Origin of the sequence: Actinomyces sp. S4-C9 (genome assembly GCF_000758775.1) — a bacterium.
Classification (GTDB): Bacteria; Actinomycetota; Actinomycetes; order Actinomycetales; family Actinomycetaceae; genus Gleimia; species Gleimia europaea.
Genome location: NZ_JRMU01000019.1, coordinates 34,426 through 51,130, shown reverse-complemented (window position 1 = coordinate 51,130; position 16,705 = coordinate 34,426). Strand labels below are relative to the sequence as shown.

At 58.9% G+C, this 16,705-nt stretch carries 15 protein-coding genes and 1 pseudogene; 7 read left to right on the top strand and 9 right to left on the bottom strand.

The features are described 5' to 3' along the window. The first annotated feature begins 129 nt into the window (after nucleotides 1-129). A complete protein-coding gene (locus tag HMPREF1628_RS07720) occupies nucleotides 130-828 on the top strand; it encodes a LytR C-terminal domain-containing protein (protein WP_034510575.1) in 699 nt (232 codons plus the stop codon). A gap of 63 nt (nucleotides 829-891) precedes the next feature. Here the strand turns inward: HMPREF1628_RS07720 and HMPREF1628_RS07715 are convergent, their stop codons facing one another. Further along, nucleotides 892-2,277, bottom strand: a complete 1,386-nt coding sequence (locus HMPREF1628_RS07715; protein WP_034510573.1) for a uracil-xanthine permease family protein — start codon at nucleotides 2,275-2,277, stop codon at nucleotides 892-894. Nucleotides 2,278-2,490: 213 nt separating this feature from the next. On the opposite strand from HMPREF1628_RS07715, the gene HMPREF1628_RS07710 reads away from it, so the two are divergent. Beyond that, nucleotides 2,491-3,354, top strand: coding sequence for an SIR2 family NAD-dependent protein deacylase (locus HMPREF1628_RS07710; protein ID WP_034510569.1), 864 nt, complete (start codon nucleotides 2,491-2,493; stop codon nucleotides 3,352-3,354). A gap of 11 nt (nucleotides 3,355-3,365) precedes the next feature. Here HMPREF1628_RS07710 and HMPREF1628_RS07705 read toward each other — a convergent pair whose 3' ends face one another. The 3 genes from HMPREF1628_RS07705 to HMPREF1628_RS07695 form a co-directional block, all read right to left on the bottom strand. Then, entirely contained in the window at nucleotides 3,366-4,316 is a 951-nt protein-coding gene (locus tag HMPREF1628_RS07705; RefSeq protein WP_034510566.1) for a variant leucine-rich repeat-containing protein, read from the bottom strand. 67 nt (nucleotides 4,317-4,383) lie between these two features. Continuing rightward, complete coding sequence (locus HMPREF1628_RS07700) at nucleotides 4,384-5,112, bottom strand: anaerobic ribonucleoside-triphosphate reductase activating protein (protein ID WP_034510563.1); 729 nt, start codon at nucleotides 5,110-5,112, stop codon at nucleotides 4,384-4,386. After that, a complete protein-coding gene (locus HMPREF1628_RS07695; RefSeq protein WP_034510561.1) occupies nucleotides 5,112-6,992 on the bottom strand; it encodes a ribonucleoside triphosphate reductase in 1,881 nt (626 codons plus the stop codon). Before HMPREF1628_RS07695 ends, HMPREF1628_RS07700 begins: the two co-directional genes overlap by 1 nt. A gap of 332 nt (nucleotides 6,993-7,324) precedes the next feature. On the opposite strand from HMPREF1628_RS07695, the gene mgrA reads away from it, so the two are divergent. Next, complete coding sequence (gene mgrA / locus HMPREF1628_RS07690) at nucleotides 7,325-8,410, top strand: L-glyceraldehyde 3-phosphate reductase (RefSeq protein ID WP_052039005.1); 1,086 nt, start codon at nucleotides 7,325-7,327, stop codon at nucleotides 8,408-8,410. 49 nt (nucleotides 8,411-8,459) lie between these two features. Here the strand turns inward: mgrA and HMPREF1628_RS07685 are convergent, their stop codons facing one another. Beyond that, entirely contained in the window at nucleotides 8,460-9,350 is an 891-nt protein-coding gene (locus HMPREF1628_RS07685; protein ID WP_034510558.1) for a phosphatase PAP2 family protein, read from the bottom strand. A 140-nt stretch (nucleotides 9,351-9,490) separates the two neighbouring features. Between HMPREF1628_RS07685 and HMPREF1628_RS07680 the strand changes: the two genes are divergently transcribed. Genes HMPREF1628_RS07680 through HMPREF1628_RS07670 form a run of 3 tightly spaced genes read left to right on the top strand, consistent with a single transcriptional unit; the run spans nucleotide 9,491 to nucleotide 12,923 of the window. After that, entirely contained in the window at nucleotides 9,491-9,970 is a 480-nt protein-coding gene (locus HMPREF1628_RS07680; RefSeq protein ID WP_052039004.1) for a YbjN domain-containing protein, read from the top strand. Further along, nucleotides 9,967-10,437: a YbjN domain-containing protein gene (locus tag HMPREF1628_RS07675; RefSeq protein ID WP_052039003.1), complete on the top strand. Its 471-nt coding sequence runs from the start codon at nucleotides 9,967-9,969 to the stop codon at nucleotides 10,435-10,437. The genes HMPREF1628_RS07680 and HMPREF1628_RS07675 overlap by 4 nt, the downstream gene beginning before the upstream one ends. Before the next feature lie 2 nt (nucleotides 10,438-10,439). Next, nucleotides 10,440-12,923 (top strand): DEAD/DEAH box helicase, encoded by a 2,484-nt coding sequence (locus tag HMPREF1628_RS07670; RefSeq protein WP_052039002.1) that lies wholly within the window; start codon nucleotides 10,440-10,442, stop codon nucleotides 12,921-12,923. 25 nt (nucleotides 12,924-12,948) lie between these two features. Here HMPREF1628_RS07670 and HMPREF1628_RS07665 read toward each other — a convergent pair whose 3' ends face one another. The 4 genes from HMPREF1628_RS07665 to HMPREF1628_RS07650 form a co-directional block, all read right to left on the bottom strand. Then, nucleotides 12,949-13,428 (bottom strand): flp pilus-assembly TadE/G-like family protein, encoded by a 480-nt coding sequence (locus HMPREF1628_RS07665; protein WP_052039001.1) that lies wholly within the window; start codon nucleotides 13,426-13,428, stop codon nucleotides 12,949-12,951. 19 nt (nucleotides 13,429-13,447) lie between these two features. Then, the gene (locus tag HMPREF1628_RS07660; protein ID WP_034510556.1) at nucleotides 13,448-13,792 is read right to left on the bottom strand and encodes a TadE family type IV pilus minor pilin; all 345 of its coding nucleotides are present in this window, start codon (nucleotides 13,790-13,792) and stop codon (nucleotides 13,448-13,450) included. Beyond that, nucleotides 13,785-14,024: a DUF4244 domain-containing protein gene (locus HMPREF1628_RS07655; protein ID WP_102218256.1), complete on the bottom strand. Its 240-nt coding sequence runs from the start codon at nucleotides 14,022-14,024 to the stop codon at nucleotides 13,785-13,787. The genes HMPREF1628_RS07660 and HMPREF1628_RS07655 overlap by 8 nt, the downstream gene beginning before the upstream one ends. 183 nt (nucleotides 14,025-14,207) lie before the next feature. Beyond that, complete coding sequence (locus HMPREF1628_RS07650; protein WP_034510553.1) at nucleotides 14,208-15,071, bottom strand: Cof-type HAD-IIB family hydrolase; 864 nt, start codon at nucleotides 15,069-15,071, stop codon at nucleotides 14,208-14,210. A gap of 155 nt (nucleotides 15,072-15,226) precedes the next feature. Here HMPREF1628_RS07650 and HMPREF1628_RS07645 point away from each other — a divergent pair. Continuing rightward, nucleotides 15,227-16,705: pseudogene (locus tag HMPREF1628_RS07645) on the top strand (FGGY-family carbohydrate kinase).

The window sequence follows — 16,705 nt, the reverse complement described above, 5'->3', positions numbered from 1 at the left end:
TGCAATAGCTTGTTGGACGCGAATGCGCTCCCCTAAGACTTACACGCTCACTCAGAGCTTCGCACTATTGGCGCGCCGCCCACGTCAGGTTGGTGCACAATAACGCCCAATTAGACTAGAGTTAACAGGGTGAATCCCACCTCGCCCCAACCAGTAGAGCCGCGCAAAACCAGCCCTCGCTTACAGTTTCGAGAGGCACGCCAGCGGCGTCAAAATCTTGCGTTTTCCGTAATCGCCTCGATCATGGTTGCCCTTTCTCTGCTGTCTCTGCTTGTGTTCACAGGCATTTTGCCAACCCCGTTCTTCAACGAGTTTTCGCAGGGCAAAGATGAAGCGAAGGCGGGCGAGGTGCCATGCTTCCCTGAAGATTCAAAACCTGCAAGCCTTGACGGCATTCACGCAACCGTCCTAAACGCTACCGGCAGGCCCGGACTGGCAAACTCGATTGCCCAGTCGCTAGAAGAGCAGGGCGTAACCATTGACGCGACGGGCAACTACGAAGGCCAGTTTTACGGGACCGTGAAGCTCACGGCCGGGCGCTCCCAAGTGGTAGCCGCCTACACTCTGGCACGCGCGTTCACCGATTCCACGGTCCGCTACGCGCCGTCCGACCCTGCAAGCGTCACCATTATTCTGGGCGAACGCTTCACCGACCTGCCAAGTAGCGAGGAAGTCGCGGCGTTGCTCTCTAACACCGACCCGCTGAAGCAGGTAGAAAACTGCAAGCTGATTCCAGCCGAAGATGAGACCGAGCAGCCCGGCGAAGAAGAAACCTCGCCTAGCGAAACCGGAACTGAGCAGGCCACAGAACCTGAACCTAGCGAGTAACTCAAACACAAAAAGTTAGCGGCTTCCCCACTACGGGAAGCCGCTAACTTTCTCTGCCGATTGTTACTGCTGGCCTGCACCCTTGTGGCGGGACGCGTAGCCCTCCCACTCAAGATCAGTGCCAGCGGGCGCGGAGGCCGGCGAAGCCGCCTCTAGGTTTGTGCCCCGCACCTTCGAAATCCACCTCATCAGGTGGTACACGCCAATCGCTGCCGCAGAACCCAGCGCAATACCACCAAACTCCATGCCAGCCGGAACCCACGTGAAGTTTGCGATCGCAATAATCATTGCCACTGCCGCGGTATTCAAGTTCACCGGATCAGCAAAATCAACCTGGTTCTGCACCCAAATACGCACGCCCAGCATACCGATCATGCCGTACAGCACCGTGGCCGCGCCGCCCAGCACGCCCGCGGGAATCGTCGAAATGATCGCACCAAACTTAGGTAACAAAGACAGTGCCAGGGCGAACAGTGCGGCAACCACGTAGGCGGCCGTCGAGTACACGCGGGTAGCAGCCATAACGCCAATATTCTCCGCGTAAGTAGTGGTACCCGAACCGCCACCAGAGCCCGCAATCATCGTGGACAGGCCATCAGCAAACAGGGCACGGCCCGTAATATCATCAAGATTTTGTCCCGTCATAGCGGCAACCGACTTAACGTGACCCACGTTCTCGGCAACCAGCACAAACACCACCGGAACAAACAGGCCCAGCGTAGACCAGGCAAACTGCGGCGCGTGGAACTGCGGCAAACCAAACCATGCGGCCTCACCAATAGCGGAATAATCCACCTCGTTCTGAATCGCCGCGGCCGCATAACCAATCAGCACGCCCACCAGAATCGACAAGCGGCCAATAATGCCCTTAAACAAAACCGTGGTCAACAAGATCGCAACAATCGTAATCACCGACGTGACCGGAGCCTGCTGCACCCAGTTCCACGCGGCCGGCGCAAGGTTAAAACCAATCAGCGCAACGATTGTGCCCGTAACAATCGGCGGCATAACCACGTCAATCCAACGCGCGCCCGCAAAGTGCACAATCACGCCAACCGTCGCCAGCGTTGCACCCGTTGCGATAATGCCACCTAAAGCAAAAGCCGGGCCCAAAGACTGGGACACGGCCACGATCGGAACGATCAACGCAAACGAAGAACCAAGATAAGACGGAAGGCGCCCGGCAGTAATCGCAAGGAAGAGGAGGGTGCCAATCGCCGTGAAGAACAGCGTCGTGTTAGGTGGGAAACCCGTCAGCAACGGCACCAGGAACGTTGCACCAAACATTGCAACAACGTGCTGCGCGCCAATACCAATAGTGCGAGGCCAAGTCAGACGCTCATACGGCATCACTACCTCACCGGGAGAAATCGACTTGCCATCCCCGTGAAGTCGCCACGAAAAGAACTTTTGAAGCTGGGACCTGCGCCCCGAAGCAGATGTGCTCATGGAATTCCGATCTGTGTTTTGTCACCACGGCTAAACACACGCTTAGCCCGACCGGAATTCCACGGTATCGCCCTGCCCCCAATCCACCAAACTCGTGTCCAACCCGTGGCCGCCCAGGGCGCGGGCGGGAGTCCTCGATAATCAACAGCCCCTCACTTAGCCGCGACATTTTGCGGTTTTCCGCGCCTACAATGGGAAACAGGGTGATCTGAAGTGACTAATTACACGCAACTTAGCGAAACGAACCAGGCAAAAGTTGATGCACTTGCGGACATGATGCGCGAAAACACCACCGCCATCATCGCGGGCGCAGGCATGTCCACCGACGCGGGAATCCCCGACTACCGCGGCACGGGATCCTCCGGCGGCCAAACCGTGGACTTCGACCTATTCATGTCAGACCCAAAGTGGCAGCGCTGGGTGTGGCAGCGCAACCAAGAAACCTGGAAGACCGTTGCCGGACTCTCCCCCACCCGCGCGCACCTGGCCGTTGCCGCCCTGCAAAAGGCTGGATACGTAAATGGCATTGCCACGCAAAACGTGGACGGGCTCGACGTGCGAGCCGGCATTGACCGCCCCGCCCTGCTACACGGAACCTTCGATACCGCGGACTGCGTCATGTGCGGCGCTAACTATCCGCGCAGCGAGGTTGACCAGTGGCTGCGCAAACTAAACCCGGGCGTCGTGGACGACCCTGATCCGGCGCATGTGGCAATCCTCGCCAACGTGGACGAGGCTGGTGCTAACGCCTCAACCTTCAAGGTTGCGCCATGTCCAAAGTGCGGCGGCCCGCTAAAACCCTCAGTGGTATTTTTCGGCGAGATGCTGCCCGCAGACGCCATGGACCTGGCGTTCCAATATGCGCGCGAGGCAGGCGTGCTGCTGGTAGTTGGCTCCTCGATGATCGTGGGAACAGGCGTTTGGGTAGCCCAAAAGGGGTTGCGCAATCCCGGCACCAAACTCGTCGTGATTAATCGCGGCCCCACCCAGATAGATGCCTATGCCGATCTACGGATAGAGGGAGGGGCCTCGCAAATCCTCACCGCCGTTGCCGAAAAACTTGGCGTGGAGGTTTAGCGCTCGCAGACCTACTGGACCCAGGGGAACTGGTCTTCGGGCAAGAATCCCTTATCGGTCGTAGCCCAGCCCTGTCGCGATACGGCGAATCCCTGGCCCGTCTTCACGTTCCAACACGAAATCCCGTTGTACTGAGACCCGCACGCAACGTCCCCGGACTTGCCGAACTGGCCGTAATCCACCTTGGCTGCGCCCTCCGCATTCACGCGCAACGAGCAATCGCGCTTCGCGCCCTCCGCGGTTGCCACAACCGTTACAGATCCGTCATCACATGCCCCGCCATGCATACCTTGTTGGGTTTGCAAAACCGTGCATGCCACCGACCCGTCTGCCAGTTTGCAAAGAATATTTCCCGAGGGAGCCGCAACCAGCTCCAAATCCGCGGCCTCTCCAGGAGCCGGGAACTTGATTTCCGCGGCCGTAGTGGCCTCCTCCGATGCCCCCGTATCCGAGGGAGTGGCGGTGGCCTCCGACTCTGCGGAAACAGTAGTAGAGGGTTCTGGCTGGGGAGCCGTGGGAGTGCCAACAAGCAGTTTCGCAGCTACAAACACCAATGGGATCGCAATAACAAGCAGGATGATCAGCGCGATCAGGCCCGTCTTATTCGAATGCTGCTGTAAGTCTTCCTCGCTTGCGTCCGCAGTCTGTGCAGAGTTACGCACCGGCTCCCGCGAACCCGCCCCAGCTGCCGCGCCGGCCGCGAGCGGCGCACCCGCCGAGTCAGAGGGGTAGACCGGGCCGGATTCCTCACGCTGCTTCAGGGCAGCCTTTAGGGCCTCGTCATCAAATTCGCCCAGCCACTCCAAAAGACCCGGATAGGTGGATGGGTTCAGCGCAATCACCGGACGCAACTTTGGGTATTCAAAAGCGAGCGTGCGTAAAACTTCCAGGTTAGTTGCCGGGTTGGCGGCAATCTGCGCTAAATCCGGTCTTTGCGGTGAAGCAGTCGGATCCGTGTTCATGGAAGTCCCCTTATAGGCAAATATCTGACGTGGCTAGTATTCCATGAACCTAGCGCATTTCCAGAGTTTAAGCGGGGCGAACAATGAAGGAATCAAAGCCAAGAGCGCCGATATCGCGAGCGAGCGCATCGAATTGATCCTGCCATCCGGGCAGATCCGCCTGGAAATTATCGGGCGCCCCTTCTGCCCTTGCCTGCTGGAGCGCAAAGGATTGCACGCCAGCCTCCAAACATCCGCGTGCCACGTCCAGCTCATCACCAGACGAGGCGGGGAAAGCAGTTAGGCGCACTTCGTAGTCAAACTCCTGCTCGCGAGCGCGGCGAAGCAGGATGCCCAGTGACTCCCACGCCTTCTCACCCGAGTTAGGCCGGCCCACAACGCGCGGATAGTTCTGCGCGGTGGCTTTCACATCCATGCCCACCCAATCAACCAGGCCGGTGCCAAGCAGTTCATCAAGCAGCTTCGGGTACGGCCCGGCAGTGTGCAGACCCACCTCGAAACCCATCTGTTTCACCTCCGCCACGGCGGCAAACAGGGCGCGCTGGCGCGTGGCTTCTCCTCCGGAAAACACCACGCCATCGAGCAGGCCCTGACGGCGACGCATCAAAGCAACTACCTCGCCCCACGCAACAACGCCGGGCACAAGCGTGTCAATGATCGCGTGATTGTGGCAATACCCGCATGCCCACGGGCACCCCTGCGTGAACACCGTGGCAACAAGTTTGCCCGGCCAGTCCACGGTAGACATGGGCGCGAGACCCGCAATCTGAAGGTCCCGCGCATCCACCTCAAACACTATGCTTGCGCCTCCAATTGCGCCTTTTGTGCAACGCGAGAGCGTAGCGGACCGTGCTCGCTTGCCGCCTGCTCAGTGAACATCTGGCGTTCCTTGTACTCCGACTGCTTGCCAGTGTTAAACGAAGTGACCGGGCGGAAGTAGCCCATAACCCTGGTCCATACCTCGCATGCCTGCTCGCGTCCACGATCTGCACACTTGGGGCAATCGAAGTGCTCTCCCGCGAGATAGCCGTGCGTTGGGCAGATCGAGAAGGTCGGAGTGATCGTAATGTAGGGAACCTTGAACGCGGCCAGCGAGCGGCGCACGAGTTCCTTGCAAGCCTTAGCCGAGGAGACGCGCTCGCCCATGTACAGGTGCAGCACTGTTCCGCCCGTGTACTTGCCCTGCAACTCCTCCTGCATTTCGAGGGCCTCAAACGGATCATCCGTGTAACCAGCCGGCAGCTGCGAAGAGTTCGTGTAGTAGGGCGCGTCCGGCGTGCCCGCCTGAATGATGGTGGGGAAACGCTTCTGATCCTCGCGCGCCAGACGGTAAGTGGTGCCCTCCGCAGGCGTGGCCTCCAGGTTGTACAGGTTGCCCGTGCTCTCCTGAAGATGAACCATGCGCTCATTCACGTGATCGAGGATGCGCGCCGCCATGTCGTGGCCATACTCGCTCGTAATGTCATGTTCATCCAGCGTGAAGTTGCGAACCATCTCGTTCATGCCGTTCACGCCGATAGTGGTGAAGTGGTTATCCAACGTACCCAGGTAGCGCTTGGTGTAGGGGAACAGCCCGTTATCCATGTAGTGCTGTACAACCTTGCGCCGCTTCTCCAGCGTGTCAGAGGCAATATCGATCAGCTGGTCCAAACGCTTGTACAAGCCGTCCTCATCACCCGCAAACAGGTATCCGAGGCGCGCCATGTTGATCGTCACAACGCCAATCGAACCGGTCTGTTCTGCCGATCCAAACAGGCCGTTCCCGCGCTTGAGCAGTTCACGCAGATCCAACTGGAGCCTGCAGCACATCGAACGGATCATGCCCGGATCAAGGTCCGAGTTCAAGAAGTTCTGGAAGTAGGGCAGGCCATACTTCGCGGTCATCTCAAACAGCAGATCCGTGTTTTCGCCCTCCCAATCAAAATCGGGAGTGATGTTGTAGGTAGGAATCGGGAACGTGAACACGCGCCCGTCCGCGTCACCGCCCGTCATGACCTCCATGAACGCGCGGTTAATCATGTCCATTTCCGCCTGCAGGTCACCGTAGGTGAAGTCGCACAGCTCATCGCCAATGAGGGGTGTTTCGTTCTTCAAGTCCTCCGGGCAGATCCAATCAAACGTCAGGTTCGTAAACGGGCACTGCGAACCCCAGCGCGAGGGCACGTTCAGGTTGTAGATAAGCTCTTGCATGTTTTGCAAGATGTCTTCGTAGCTCATGTTGTCCAGGCGTACGAAAGGCGCCATGTAGGTGTCAAACGAGGAGAACGCTTGCGCTCCCGCCCACTCGTTCTGCAAGGTGCCCAGGAAGTTCACAATCTGGCCGCAGGCGGACGAGAAGTGCTTGGGCGGCGCGGATGCGATAGCGCCCGGAACCCCGTTGAAGCCCTCTTGCAGAAGTTGTTTGAGGGACCATCCGGCGCAGTAGCCCGACAGCATGTCGAGGTCGTGAATGTGAATGTCACCCTCGCGGTGCGCAGTGCCGGCCTCGGCACTGAAAACACGCGTGAGCCAGTAGTTTGCAACCATTTTCCCAGCCGTATTGAGAATGAGGCCGCCCACGGAGTAATCCTGGTTCGCGTTCGCGTTTACACGCCAGTCAGACTGATCCAGGTACTCGTCGATGGTTGAGATTGCGTCCACGTTGTAAACCGGAACGGCGCCATTTTCTGAGTGCATACTCGCTCACTGCTTCCTTTTAGGTTGGGGTTTTGCATCGTTACGTAAGAGTTGGCGCATGACATCGAAAACGCACCACAACCCCTACATGTTGTGTAGTTACACTGTTGCAACTACTAGATAGGGGGTCAATTCGTATATCGTTTCGGCGTGGCGCGGACTCTAAACCGATTTTCGAGGCGAGGCAGACGCTACTTTTCCTAACATTTCAGGCAATTCCCGGCCCCGCTCAAAATCCGTTCGATCCCTGGGTACGATTAACAAGAACGTATTCGCTATTTTCTGCGTCGCGCGCATGTGCAATGCGTCACAAAACGCGCAGAGAGGGAAACATGAGGGCTTCCAGAATCCAAAACTACGGCGTCAACGAGTACGCGCCAGCTCCGGACCGCTACAACAACGTGGAATACCGTCGCCTGGCCAAGACCGGCCTGCAACTTCCTCCCGTCTCGCTTGGCTTTTGGCACAACTTCGGCGACGACAAGCCGCTACAAACCCAGCGCGACATCGTTCGCCGCGCATTCGACCTGGGGGTTAACCACTTCGACCTCGCCAACAACTACGGACCTCCATTTGGTAGCGCAGAGAAGAACTTTGGCCGCATCCTGCACGAGGACCTGCTTCCCTACCGTGACGAGCTCATCATTTCTTCCAAAGCCGGCTGGGATATGTGGCCCGGCCCCTACGGCAACGGCGGTTCGCGTAAGTACCTGACGGCCTCGCTGGATCAGTCTTTACAGCGCATGGGCCTGGACTACGTGGACATTTTCTATTCTCACCGCCCCGACGCCGACACCGACCTTGAAGAAACCATGCTTGCACTCAATAGCGCGGTCAAAGCCGGCAAAGCGCTATACGTGGGTATTTCTTCATACTCGCCAGAAGATACGATGCGGGCGCAGGCAATCATGCGCGACCTGGGCACGCCGCTGGCTATTCACCAGCCGTCCTACTCGATGTTGAACAGGTGGGTTGAGGAGGGCGAGCCGAACCTGATCGAGACGTGCGCGCGCGAAGGCATGGGCATGATCGTGTTCAGCCCGCTGGCGCAGGGCCTGCTTACTGGCCGCTACCTGCACGGAATTCCTGCGAATTCGAGGGCGGCGGCAGGCAAGTCGCTCAGCCACGACATGCTTCGCGAAGAGAACCTGGATCATGTACGCAAACTGTCAAAGATCGCGGAGCAGCGCGGCCAGACGATGGCACAGATGGCGATCTCTTGGGTGCTCCGCGACCAGAATGGCTACAGCGTGGATTCGGCCCTGATTGGCGCGTCTTCGGTTAAGCAGCTGGAGGAAAACCTCAAGGCCACCGAAAACCTGGAGTTCAGCGACGAAGAAATCGAGCAGATCGACCAGTACGCGGTTGAAGCCGGCATCAACATTTGGCGCGGCGCTACAGATTCAACCAAGAAGTAGCACTTGATCCAGATAACATGAGCGAGGCCGGGCGCATCCCGGCCTCGTTTTATGCGCGTTTGCGCCCGGTTTGAAGGTAGACCACGAGGTTAATGGCTAATACAACCAGGGCGGCGAGTATCGCGCACGTGCCGACGGTGTAAATGTGGGCAAGCGCGCGAGATCCAGCAGCTAAAGCGTCTACCGGCACCCCCTGCGAGATGTGCGTAAGAGTTGCCGCCAACTGATCGCGCTTAATCACGAACGCGGTAATCAGCAGAACGAGGACTACCAAAGAACCGATGATTGCCCCGGTATTTAGGCGGTCCGACGGCGGGCTGGGTTCCTCCTGCGGCGCAAGCGCCATCGCCCACATGAACGCCACGAGGATGCCTCCGATAACGTCTAGGGGCCTGTGCCAGCCGAGGATAACTATTGAAATGACCAGACCGGCCACCACAAACGACAGCACAAACCCCGTGATTGAGCGGATTTCACGCGGCAGCACAACCGCGAGCGCCAACGCCAGCGACACCAGGAGTGTGGTGTGTCCCGATGGGAACGAGTTGGGCAGGTCAAAACCGATCCCCAGGTAGGGGCGGTGTAGCAGGTAGGTTTTCAGCACCTGCGTCATTAGGTTTGCGCCGAGTATCATCACGCCGGCACGCAGCGCGAGTGCGAAGCGTCCTCGCACGGCCGCAATCAGCATGATTACGCCCGCGGCAATCGCAACGGTATACAGCGAGATCGAGTTGGTCAGTATGCCGTTAACCCAGTCGAAGCTGGAGGCGCGCTGCATCGCAACGTCCAAAGCCGCCTGATCCAGAAGTTGGCCCACGGTCGTATACAAGCCCCCGATGGCCAGCAGAAGTAGCGCTAGGAGCGCACCAAAAGTGAGTACGACGCGTAGTGTGCGCCGACTATTCGCTGTGAATATCGGGGTTTGCCCCTGGTCGCTCACTCTTGTTCCCTCCACGTGTTACCAGTGAATAATAATCTCATCCCGCTCCATTTGATTCGATTCGACGCGCGCGAGCGATCCACCTCACCTAACCTGTTATCAGATGAAAAGAGTTTGAGGCTGATACGAGGAGAGTGGCAGTGACGGCGGAAATCCCATCGCTAGTGACACCAGAACGCGTCCGACATTTCCTGTGCGAGCTTGATAACTCAGAAGATGGGTTCGACATTCACGAAAATGGTGAGCACGAGTTCGTGTTTGCGGCGCAGACGGGCCTCATTTTTGTAAACTTCTCGTCGCCGTCAATCCTGCAGATTCGCGGGCTTTGGCGCGGCGTTTCAAAGTCCGAGGACGATTTTGGGCTACTAACTCAGCAGGTGCACGCGTGTAACGTGCAGCGCTCTGGCCCAAAAGCCTATCTGATTCCTATAAAGGAGGCCGCCGAGTTCAGCGTGGGAGCAGAGGCCAGCCTCGTGATTTCAAAGGGTGCCACAAAGGCGCAACTGACAGATTTTTACGAGACGGCTCTTACCATGGTGCTCGGCTATTTCCAGGATTTAGAGAAAGCGCTGCCCCACCTCGTTGATGCTTCGCGCGATGAAGAGGAGGTAGGCCGATGACTTTGCACGTGGTATCAGATGACCCGAAGGTTCCCGCGCCGGTAACGTTTGAGCGCATCGGGCAAGCGGTTGAGTCGATGGGCACCTCGTTTGAAGTGTTCGAGGAGGAGGGCTTTGGCCTGGCGAACTTCTCGGGCTTCCCGTTCCAGTTTGCTTTCACCACCTCGGGTAAGTTCTTGTCGGTTCGGATTTTATGGAAAACGGATCTGCCGATGTCGATGCAGGCAATGGCAGCACTGTTCACGGCTGCGGACCAGTGGAACCGGGAACGCTACTTCCCCACGATTTACACGCTTGTAAGCGACGACATGATTGAGGTTTGTGCGGATTATATTTGCTCGGTGGATGCGGGCATGAACGAGGAGCAGCTGGTGGATAACATTTCCGCTGGCGTGGCCTCTGGCATGGATGGCATCAACTTCATGCAGTCGATAGCTAAGGGCGTTGCAACGCAGTTAGCGAATTAGTAATGGGCGGGCAGGCGGAGTCAATGGCGCAGCGCCTGCTGGGCGCACTGTCTTCGATTGCGGGCACCAGTGACCGCCTGGTTTCCACCCTGACCGTACCGGGGCGCGAGGAGCGTCTAGCTGATTGGCCCGAATGGGCGCATCCGCGCGTGGTGGCCAGTTATGAGCGGATGGGAATTAAGCGGCCCTGGTCGCACCAGGTACAGGCCGCCACAGCGGCCTACGAGGGCTGGCATACCGTGATTTCTACGGGCACGGGCTCGGGCAAGTCACTTGCCGCTTGGCTACCGATTCTTTCGGCCATCGAGGAAGGATCTGGCACTCGTCTTTCGCAGATGCGACACCGCCCCACCGCCTTGTACTTGGCGCCAACGAAGGCGCTGGCAGCGGACCAGTTGCAGCATTTGCAGGCCGTGATTGCAGGTGGCAAGGAGCCTCTTTCTGTGCGCATCGGCACGGCAGACGGGGACACGCCTCGCGAAGCGAAGGATTGGGCTCGCGGGTTTGCCGACGTGATCCTCACAAACCCGGACTATTTGCACCACGTCCTCCTGCCCGGTCACGAGCGGTGGACGCGCCTGCTTTCTGGCCTGCGGTTCATAGTGATCGATGAAATGCACTATTGGCGCGGCGTTACCGGAGCGCACATCGCCCTCGTTCTGCGCCGCCTGTTGCGCATTGCCCGCCACCTTGGCGCGGATCCAACTGTCATCATGCTTTCGGCAACCGTGTCCGAGGCCGAACGCACTGCCGCGAACTTGATTGGCGTTCACGAGGGCGAGGTCGTGTGGGTGACGGAAGACGGTTCACCGTCCGGCCCGAAAGACCTGGTGCTGTGGCAGCCGGCATTCATGGCCCCAAAAGACATGCCGATTGAAGACTTCCTTGCTGCCATCGAGGCCGAGGGAGAGGAAACCCGCGTGCTCTTAGCGGGCATGCAACGCCGGTCTGCTACCTCGGAGGCCGCTATCTTGATGGCTGAAATGGTGCAACGCGGCGGGAAACTGCTGACGTTTGTGCGCTCGCGGGCGGCCGCGGAATCGGTTGCGGCGAAGGCGCGGGATGTGCTGTCAACGCGAGCGCCGCAGCTAATGTCTAAAGTGGCGTCTTATCGCGGCGGATATTTGCCGGAGGAGCGTCGCGCTTTGGAAACCTCGCTTCGCACGGGCGCGGTGGCCGGACTGGCAACCACTAACGCGCTGGAGCTCGGCGTTGATGTTTCTGGCCTGGACGCGACGATCACGGCCGGTTGGCCGGGCACACGCGCATCGCTGTGGCAGCAGGTGGGGCGTGCGGGCAGGGCCGGCGCACACGGAGTCTCGGTGCTGATTGCCTCGGATAATCCGCTTGATTCGTTCATAATCCATAATCCCAACCTGATTTTGGAGGCAGCCGAGGCCACCACGTTTGACCCGGCAAACCCGTACGTGTTGACACCGCACCTGTGCGCGGCAGCGAGCGAACTTCCGCTAACCGAGGCGGATTTGGAACTGTTTGGGCTGGAGTCGACAACGGTTTTTGACGCGTTGGCGGAGCAGGGTTACCTGCGGCGGCGCCCAAGCGGATGGTATTGGAACGTGGCGCTACCGATGCGCGCGCACGACCTGACGGAATTGCGCGGCAGCGCGATGGAGGTGCAGGTGGTGGAAGAAGCCACGGGCACCGTGATTGGCACCGTGGCTTCAGACCAAGCTAGCGCGCAAGTGCATCCGGGGGCGATTTACGTGCATCAAGGCCGCACCTTCCAGGTCACCGAGCTAACTTCGCAGCCCGCAGTTGCGGGTGGTGCTTTGCGCGGCACAGGTTCGGGCGCAACCAGCGCAGCTACGGGCGGCACCCGCGTGGCTTTGGTGCGCCCGGTGGTGACCGACTTGCGCACTCGCCCAACGGTGCAGTCGCGCGTGCAGATCTTGAACGCCACGGACACCTGGAGCGATGGTGCGGTTACGTGGAGTTTTGGCGAAGTAGAAGTGTCTTCCCAAGTCACCGACTTTGACACGCTGCGTCTGTCCGGCCTGCAGTTCATCTCGAACACCAAGTTGGACATGCCGGTACAAAAGCTACTAACCATGTCCGTGTGGTGGCAGATCGACGAGGCCGTGGCCGCCAAACTTGGAGTGCCAGCCGCGGACCTGCCCGGCGCTCTGCATGCGGCAGAGCACGCCTCCATCGGCATCTTGCCGCTACTAGCCACGTGTGACCGCTGGGATCTAGGCGGCCTATCGGCGGCCGACCACGAACAAACGGGCATGCCCACGGTTTTTGTACACGACGCCTACCCCGGGGGCGCTGGTTTTGCCGAGCACGCTTGGAAGAATGCCTACGAGTGGGTGCGGGCAACCCTCAACGTGATTGAGGCTTGCCCCTGCGAGGACGGCTGCCCCTCCTGCGTGCAATCACCCAAGTGCGGCAACCGCAACGAACCCCTGTCTAAATCAGGAGCCCGCACCCTCTTGCGCTATCTGATCGAACACTGCCCCGCCTAGCCGGCCCCGCGTTGCCTAAGCCGCATCACCAATGGTCAAACTGAACTTGGCTAAGCACCTGCGGGTTCTTGGGGCCCGCTCGCGAGCGCACATGTACGTAATACGAGGACACCCGCACACTGGCTGCGGTAACAACGTCGAGCCCGTCAGCGACGCAACTGGTCAGCGCGATGCCATTGCTTGCACACACTCGGCTCACCACCGCGCACGGATCAGCCCCGTAGGTAGCGCCAACTGAATCGATCAATGCCGACGCGCCAGCTAGCGTGGCTAGGTCTAGAGCCGCCTGCGCCCTAGTTTTTGCGGCCAAAACTCCAAGTGCAAGTGCCGCCATTGCTGCAATCATTACCAGAGCTGTCGCAACCGCAATCGCCCTCACAGTGGCGTTGCCGGCCTCGCTGTGTGCACTCCTTTTCGAAGCCCAATGTTGGGCCGCAGCGGGTAATCCGCGGGCCACACGCTGGCTATCGCCCCGTGTGAGCGCCGCCGTGTTCGCCGCTTTCATAGCCGCCCCTCCCTGCTCATCACGGTGCAAAGCTGGACTCTTTTTGCACGGAAACCTCACACCGAACCGGCACTGCTAGGGTGCCCGCAGACATCTGTACGGTTACCGTGGCGCCGGCTCCCGCGTGCGCGATCGACACGCTTGCTTCGCGTGAAACCGACTGGACTGCCAAGCTGGACGCCTGCGCGTCACTCATACCAACGGACACCGCTCGCGCAGCTGTTCGCGCCGCGTGGCATGCCTGGCCCTGACTAGTTGCGGCTGACACTCCTGCAATCATCAGAGCAAAAACTGCGAGAAGCGCGGGGATGGTAACCGCGGTTTCAGCCGTTACCATCCCCGCCTCGCCCTTCAACCTAGACACTGAGCGCCGACTGGATGATTGACGTGAGCATCGACTTTATTGCCCCGGATTTGAGCACCGCCAGCAAAACTCCAGCGAACGCGACCGCTGCCAAAATACCCACCGCGTATTCCGCGGTAACAAAACCACCCTCATCAAAATCACGCCGCGCGCCATCAATGTCTCCGCGCATCGAACGACCCTGCCAATAGGGCGCGAACATCCGCATGGAAATTCGTTTTTGTGGTGACATATTTTCCCTCCTTCTCGATATGTCACCGCAACTATTTCGCGCTCCAAATCGGCATTCGAGGCCACCTGGGAGCCGCTGTGGACACGCCCCGGTTTGTCGGGCCTGTGGGTAGATTTCAACCTAGGGACACGGCAAGGCCGCCCCGGCAGATGCTCGAGGCGGCCTCACCAATCAAAACTACGTTTAGCCGTGCACGTGCAGGTAGGCGTCAATGAAGTTTTCAACGCCCCCGTGGTTGTGGTGGCCAATGACGCCGCGAGCGATCGCCTTCACCTCATCGCGCGCGTTCTCCATCGCGATGGGCCAGCCGGTTTCAGGCATCCAATGCACGTCATTGCCGCCGTCACCAAATCCAGCAACACGCTCTAGATCCCATCCCAACTTGTCCGCCACAATGTGTAGCGCCTTCTTCTTGCCTTCGCCAGGCGAAACAATCTCAAAGTAGTTGTTCAAAGACCGCTGCAAATCCGGGAAACGCTCAAGAAGCTCCGGAGTCAGCCGGTCAAGCACCTGCGGATCGGGATGGGCGTACATGATTTTCAAAATGAGGTCCGGGTCAATCTGATCAATGTCCTCAATCCGCACGGCCAACCCCTCATTCGCGTCCTTCAAGAACCGGGCAGAAAAATCGTCGCGATCAGAAACCATTGAGTCGAACAGGAACAGCGTGATCGACAGGTCGTGCTTACGGCCAAGATCTATGAGGCCGCGCGAAAACTCCGGCTCCATAGGGTGCTGGTACAAGATTTCATCTGTTTCGCAGTCGCCCACTACCGCCCCATTTGAGGCTACGACAATGCCCGGGCAGTGCGCGTCATGAAGAATCTTCGAGGCGGCCGGGTACACGCGCCCGGTGATGATTACTGGCTGAACACCGGCATTTGCGAGGCGGGCCAGCGCGCTGATCGTGCTTTTTGGAACGTACGAGCTTGCGTCTGCAAGCGTGCCGTCCACGTCAAATGCCATCGCGTCCACGCGCCCCATGGCGCGGGCCAAACGAATCAGAGAGTCTCGGTCGGATCCAACAAATGGGGTATCAGGCTTCATAGCGCCGAGTATAGGTGAAATTTGGCAACGAATTGGAAAGTTCTAAAGCTTTTTCTCAAAAGTAGTATCGCATATATCATTTTCTTGATAACTTGGTGGCGTTGAATGCAACAAGCGATCAACGATGGCTGGCAAGGTCAAAGGAGATTAAAGCCATGGCAGATCTAGTTATAGGCATTGATATTGGCACCGGTTCCACTAAAGGCGTGCTTTCAGACACCAAGGGCAACGTGCTCTACTCGGAAGTAGTTAGGCACGAAACCTCATTCCCCAAGCCCGGATGGGCAGAACACGATGCGGACGCAGTGTGGTGGTCCGACGTTGTTAAGATTTGCCGCGAACTCGCAACCCGCGCGAAGGGCGACGTAGCAGGTCTTTGTATTTCGGGCATCGGCCCCGTGTTCCTCGCCGCTGATGAGCGCGGCACGCCGCTGCGCAACGCAATCCTCTACGGCGTTGACACCCGCTCCTCTAAGGAAATTGACGAGCTCACCGAACGCTACGGCGAAGAGGCCGTGCTGAAGAAGTGTGGCAACGGCATGAGGTCCCAGTCCGTGGGCCCGAAGATCGAATGGGTTAAGCGCAACGAGCCCGAGGTTTGGGCCAAGACTCGCCGCTTCCTGATGGCACACACCTACTGCGTGTTCCACCTGACGGGCGAATACGTACTAGACCACCTGGCCGCATCCATGTGCGAGCCTCTCTACTCGCCGTTTACCAACGACTGGGTAGATGAGTGGGTCGAGGACATTTGCGGTGATCTTCCAATGCCGCGCCTGATGTGGTCTAACGAGATTGCCGGTCGCATCACCGATAACGCTGCTCGCATCACCGGCCTGCGCCCCGGAACACCAGTGGCCGTAGGCTCCGTTGACGCATTCGTTGAAGCACTGTCGGTAGGCGTGCGCCAGCCGGGTCAAGTCATGCTGATGTACGGCTCCACCATGGTGGCAGTACAGATCTCGGACCGTGCTCTCGAAGGCCCGTCGCTGTGGTCTTGCGCAGGCCTGCTCGAAGGCACCTCGAACCTATCGGGCGGCATGTCAACCACCGGTTCTCTAACCACGTGGATCAGCGAACTCACCGGCCTCGGATATGACGAGCTTTCCGAGATGGCCGCGCAGTCCAAACCCGGATCGAACGGCCTGATCATGTTGCCGTACTTCTCGGGCGAACGCACACCTATTGCAGATCCGGACGCGCGCGGCCTGCTGGCCGGCCTAAACCTAACGCACAAGTAGGGCGACATTTACCGCTCCGCGCTTGAAGCTACCGGATTTGGTTCTCGCCACCTGCTGGAAACGATCCGGGGCTGCGGCGGCCAAGCAACCGAATACTGGGCTGTTGGCGGCGGAACCACCGGCGGGCTCTGGCCTCAAATCATGTCCGACATTATCGGCATTAAGCAGTACATCCCCGAGGTAACGATCGGCGCCTCCTACGGTGACGCACTACTAGCCGCAATGGCAGCCGGATGCGTAGATGAAACCGCCGTTTGGAACCGAGCCGAGCGCGAAATCGTGCCAAATGAGGACAACCTCGAGCTCTACTCCGAAATGTTCCAAACCTACCTCGACCTGTACCCGGCAACGGCTCCGATGAGCCACAAGCTTGCCGACATTCAGCGTCGATAA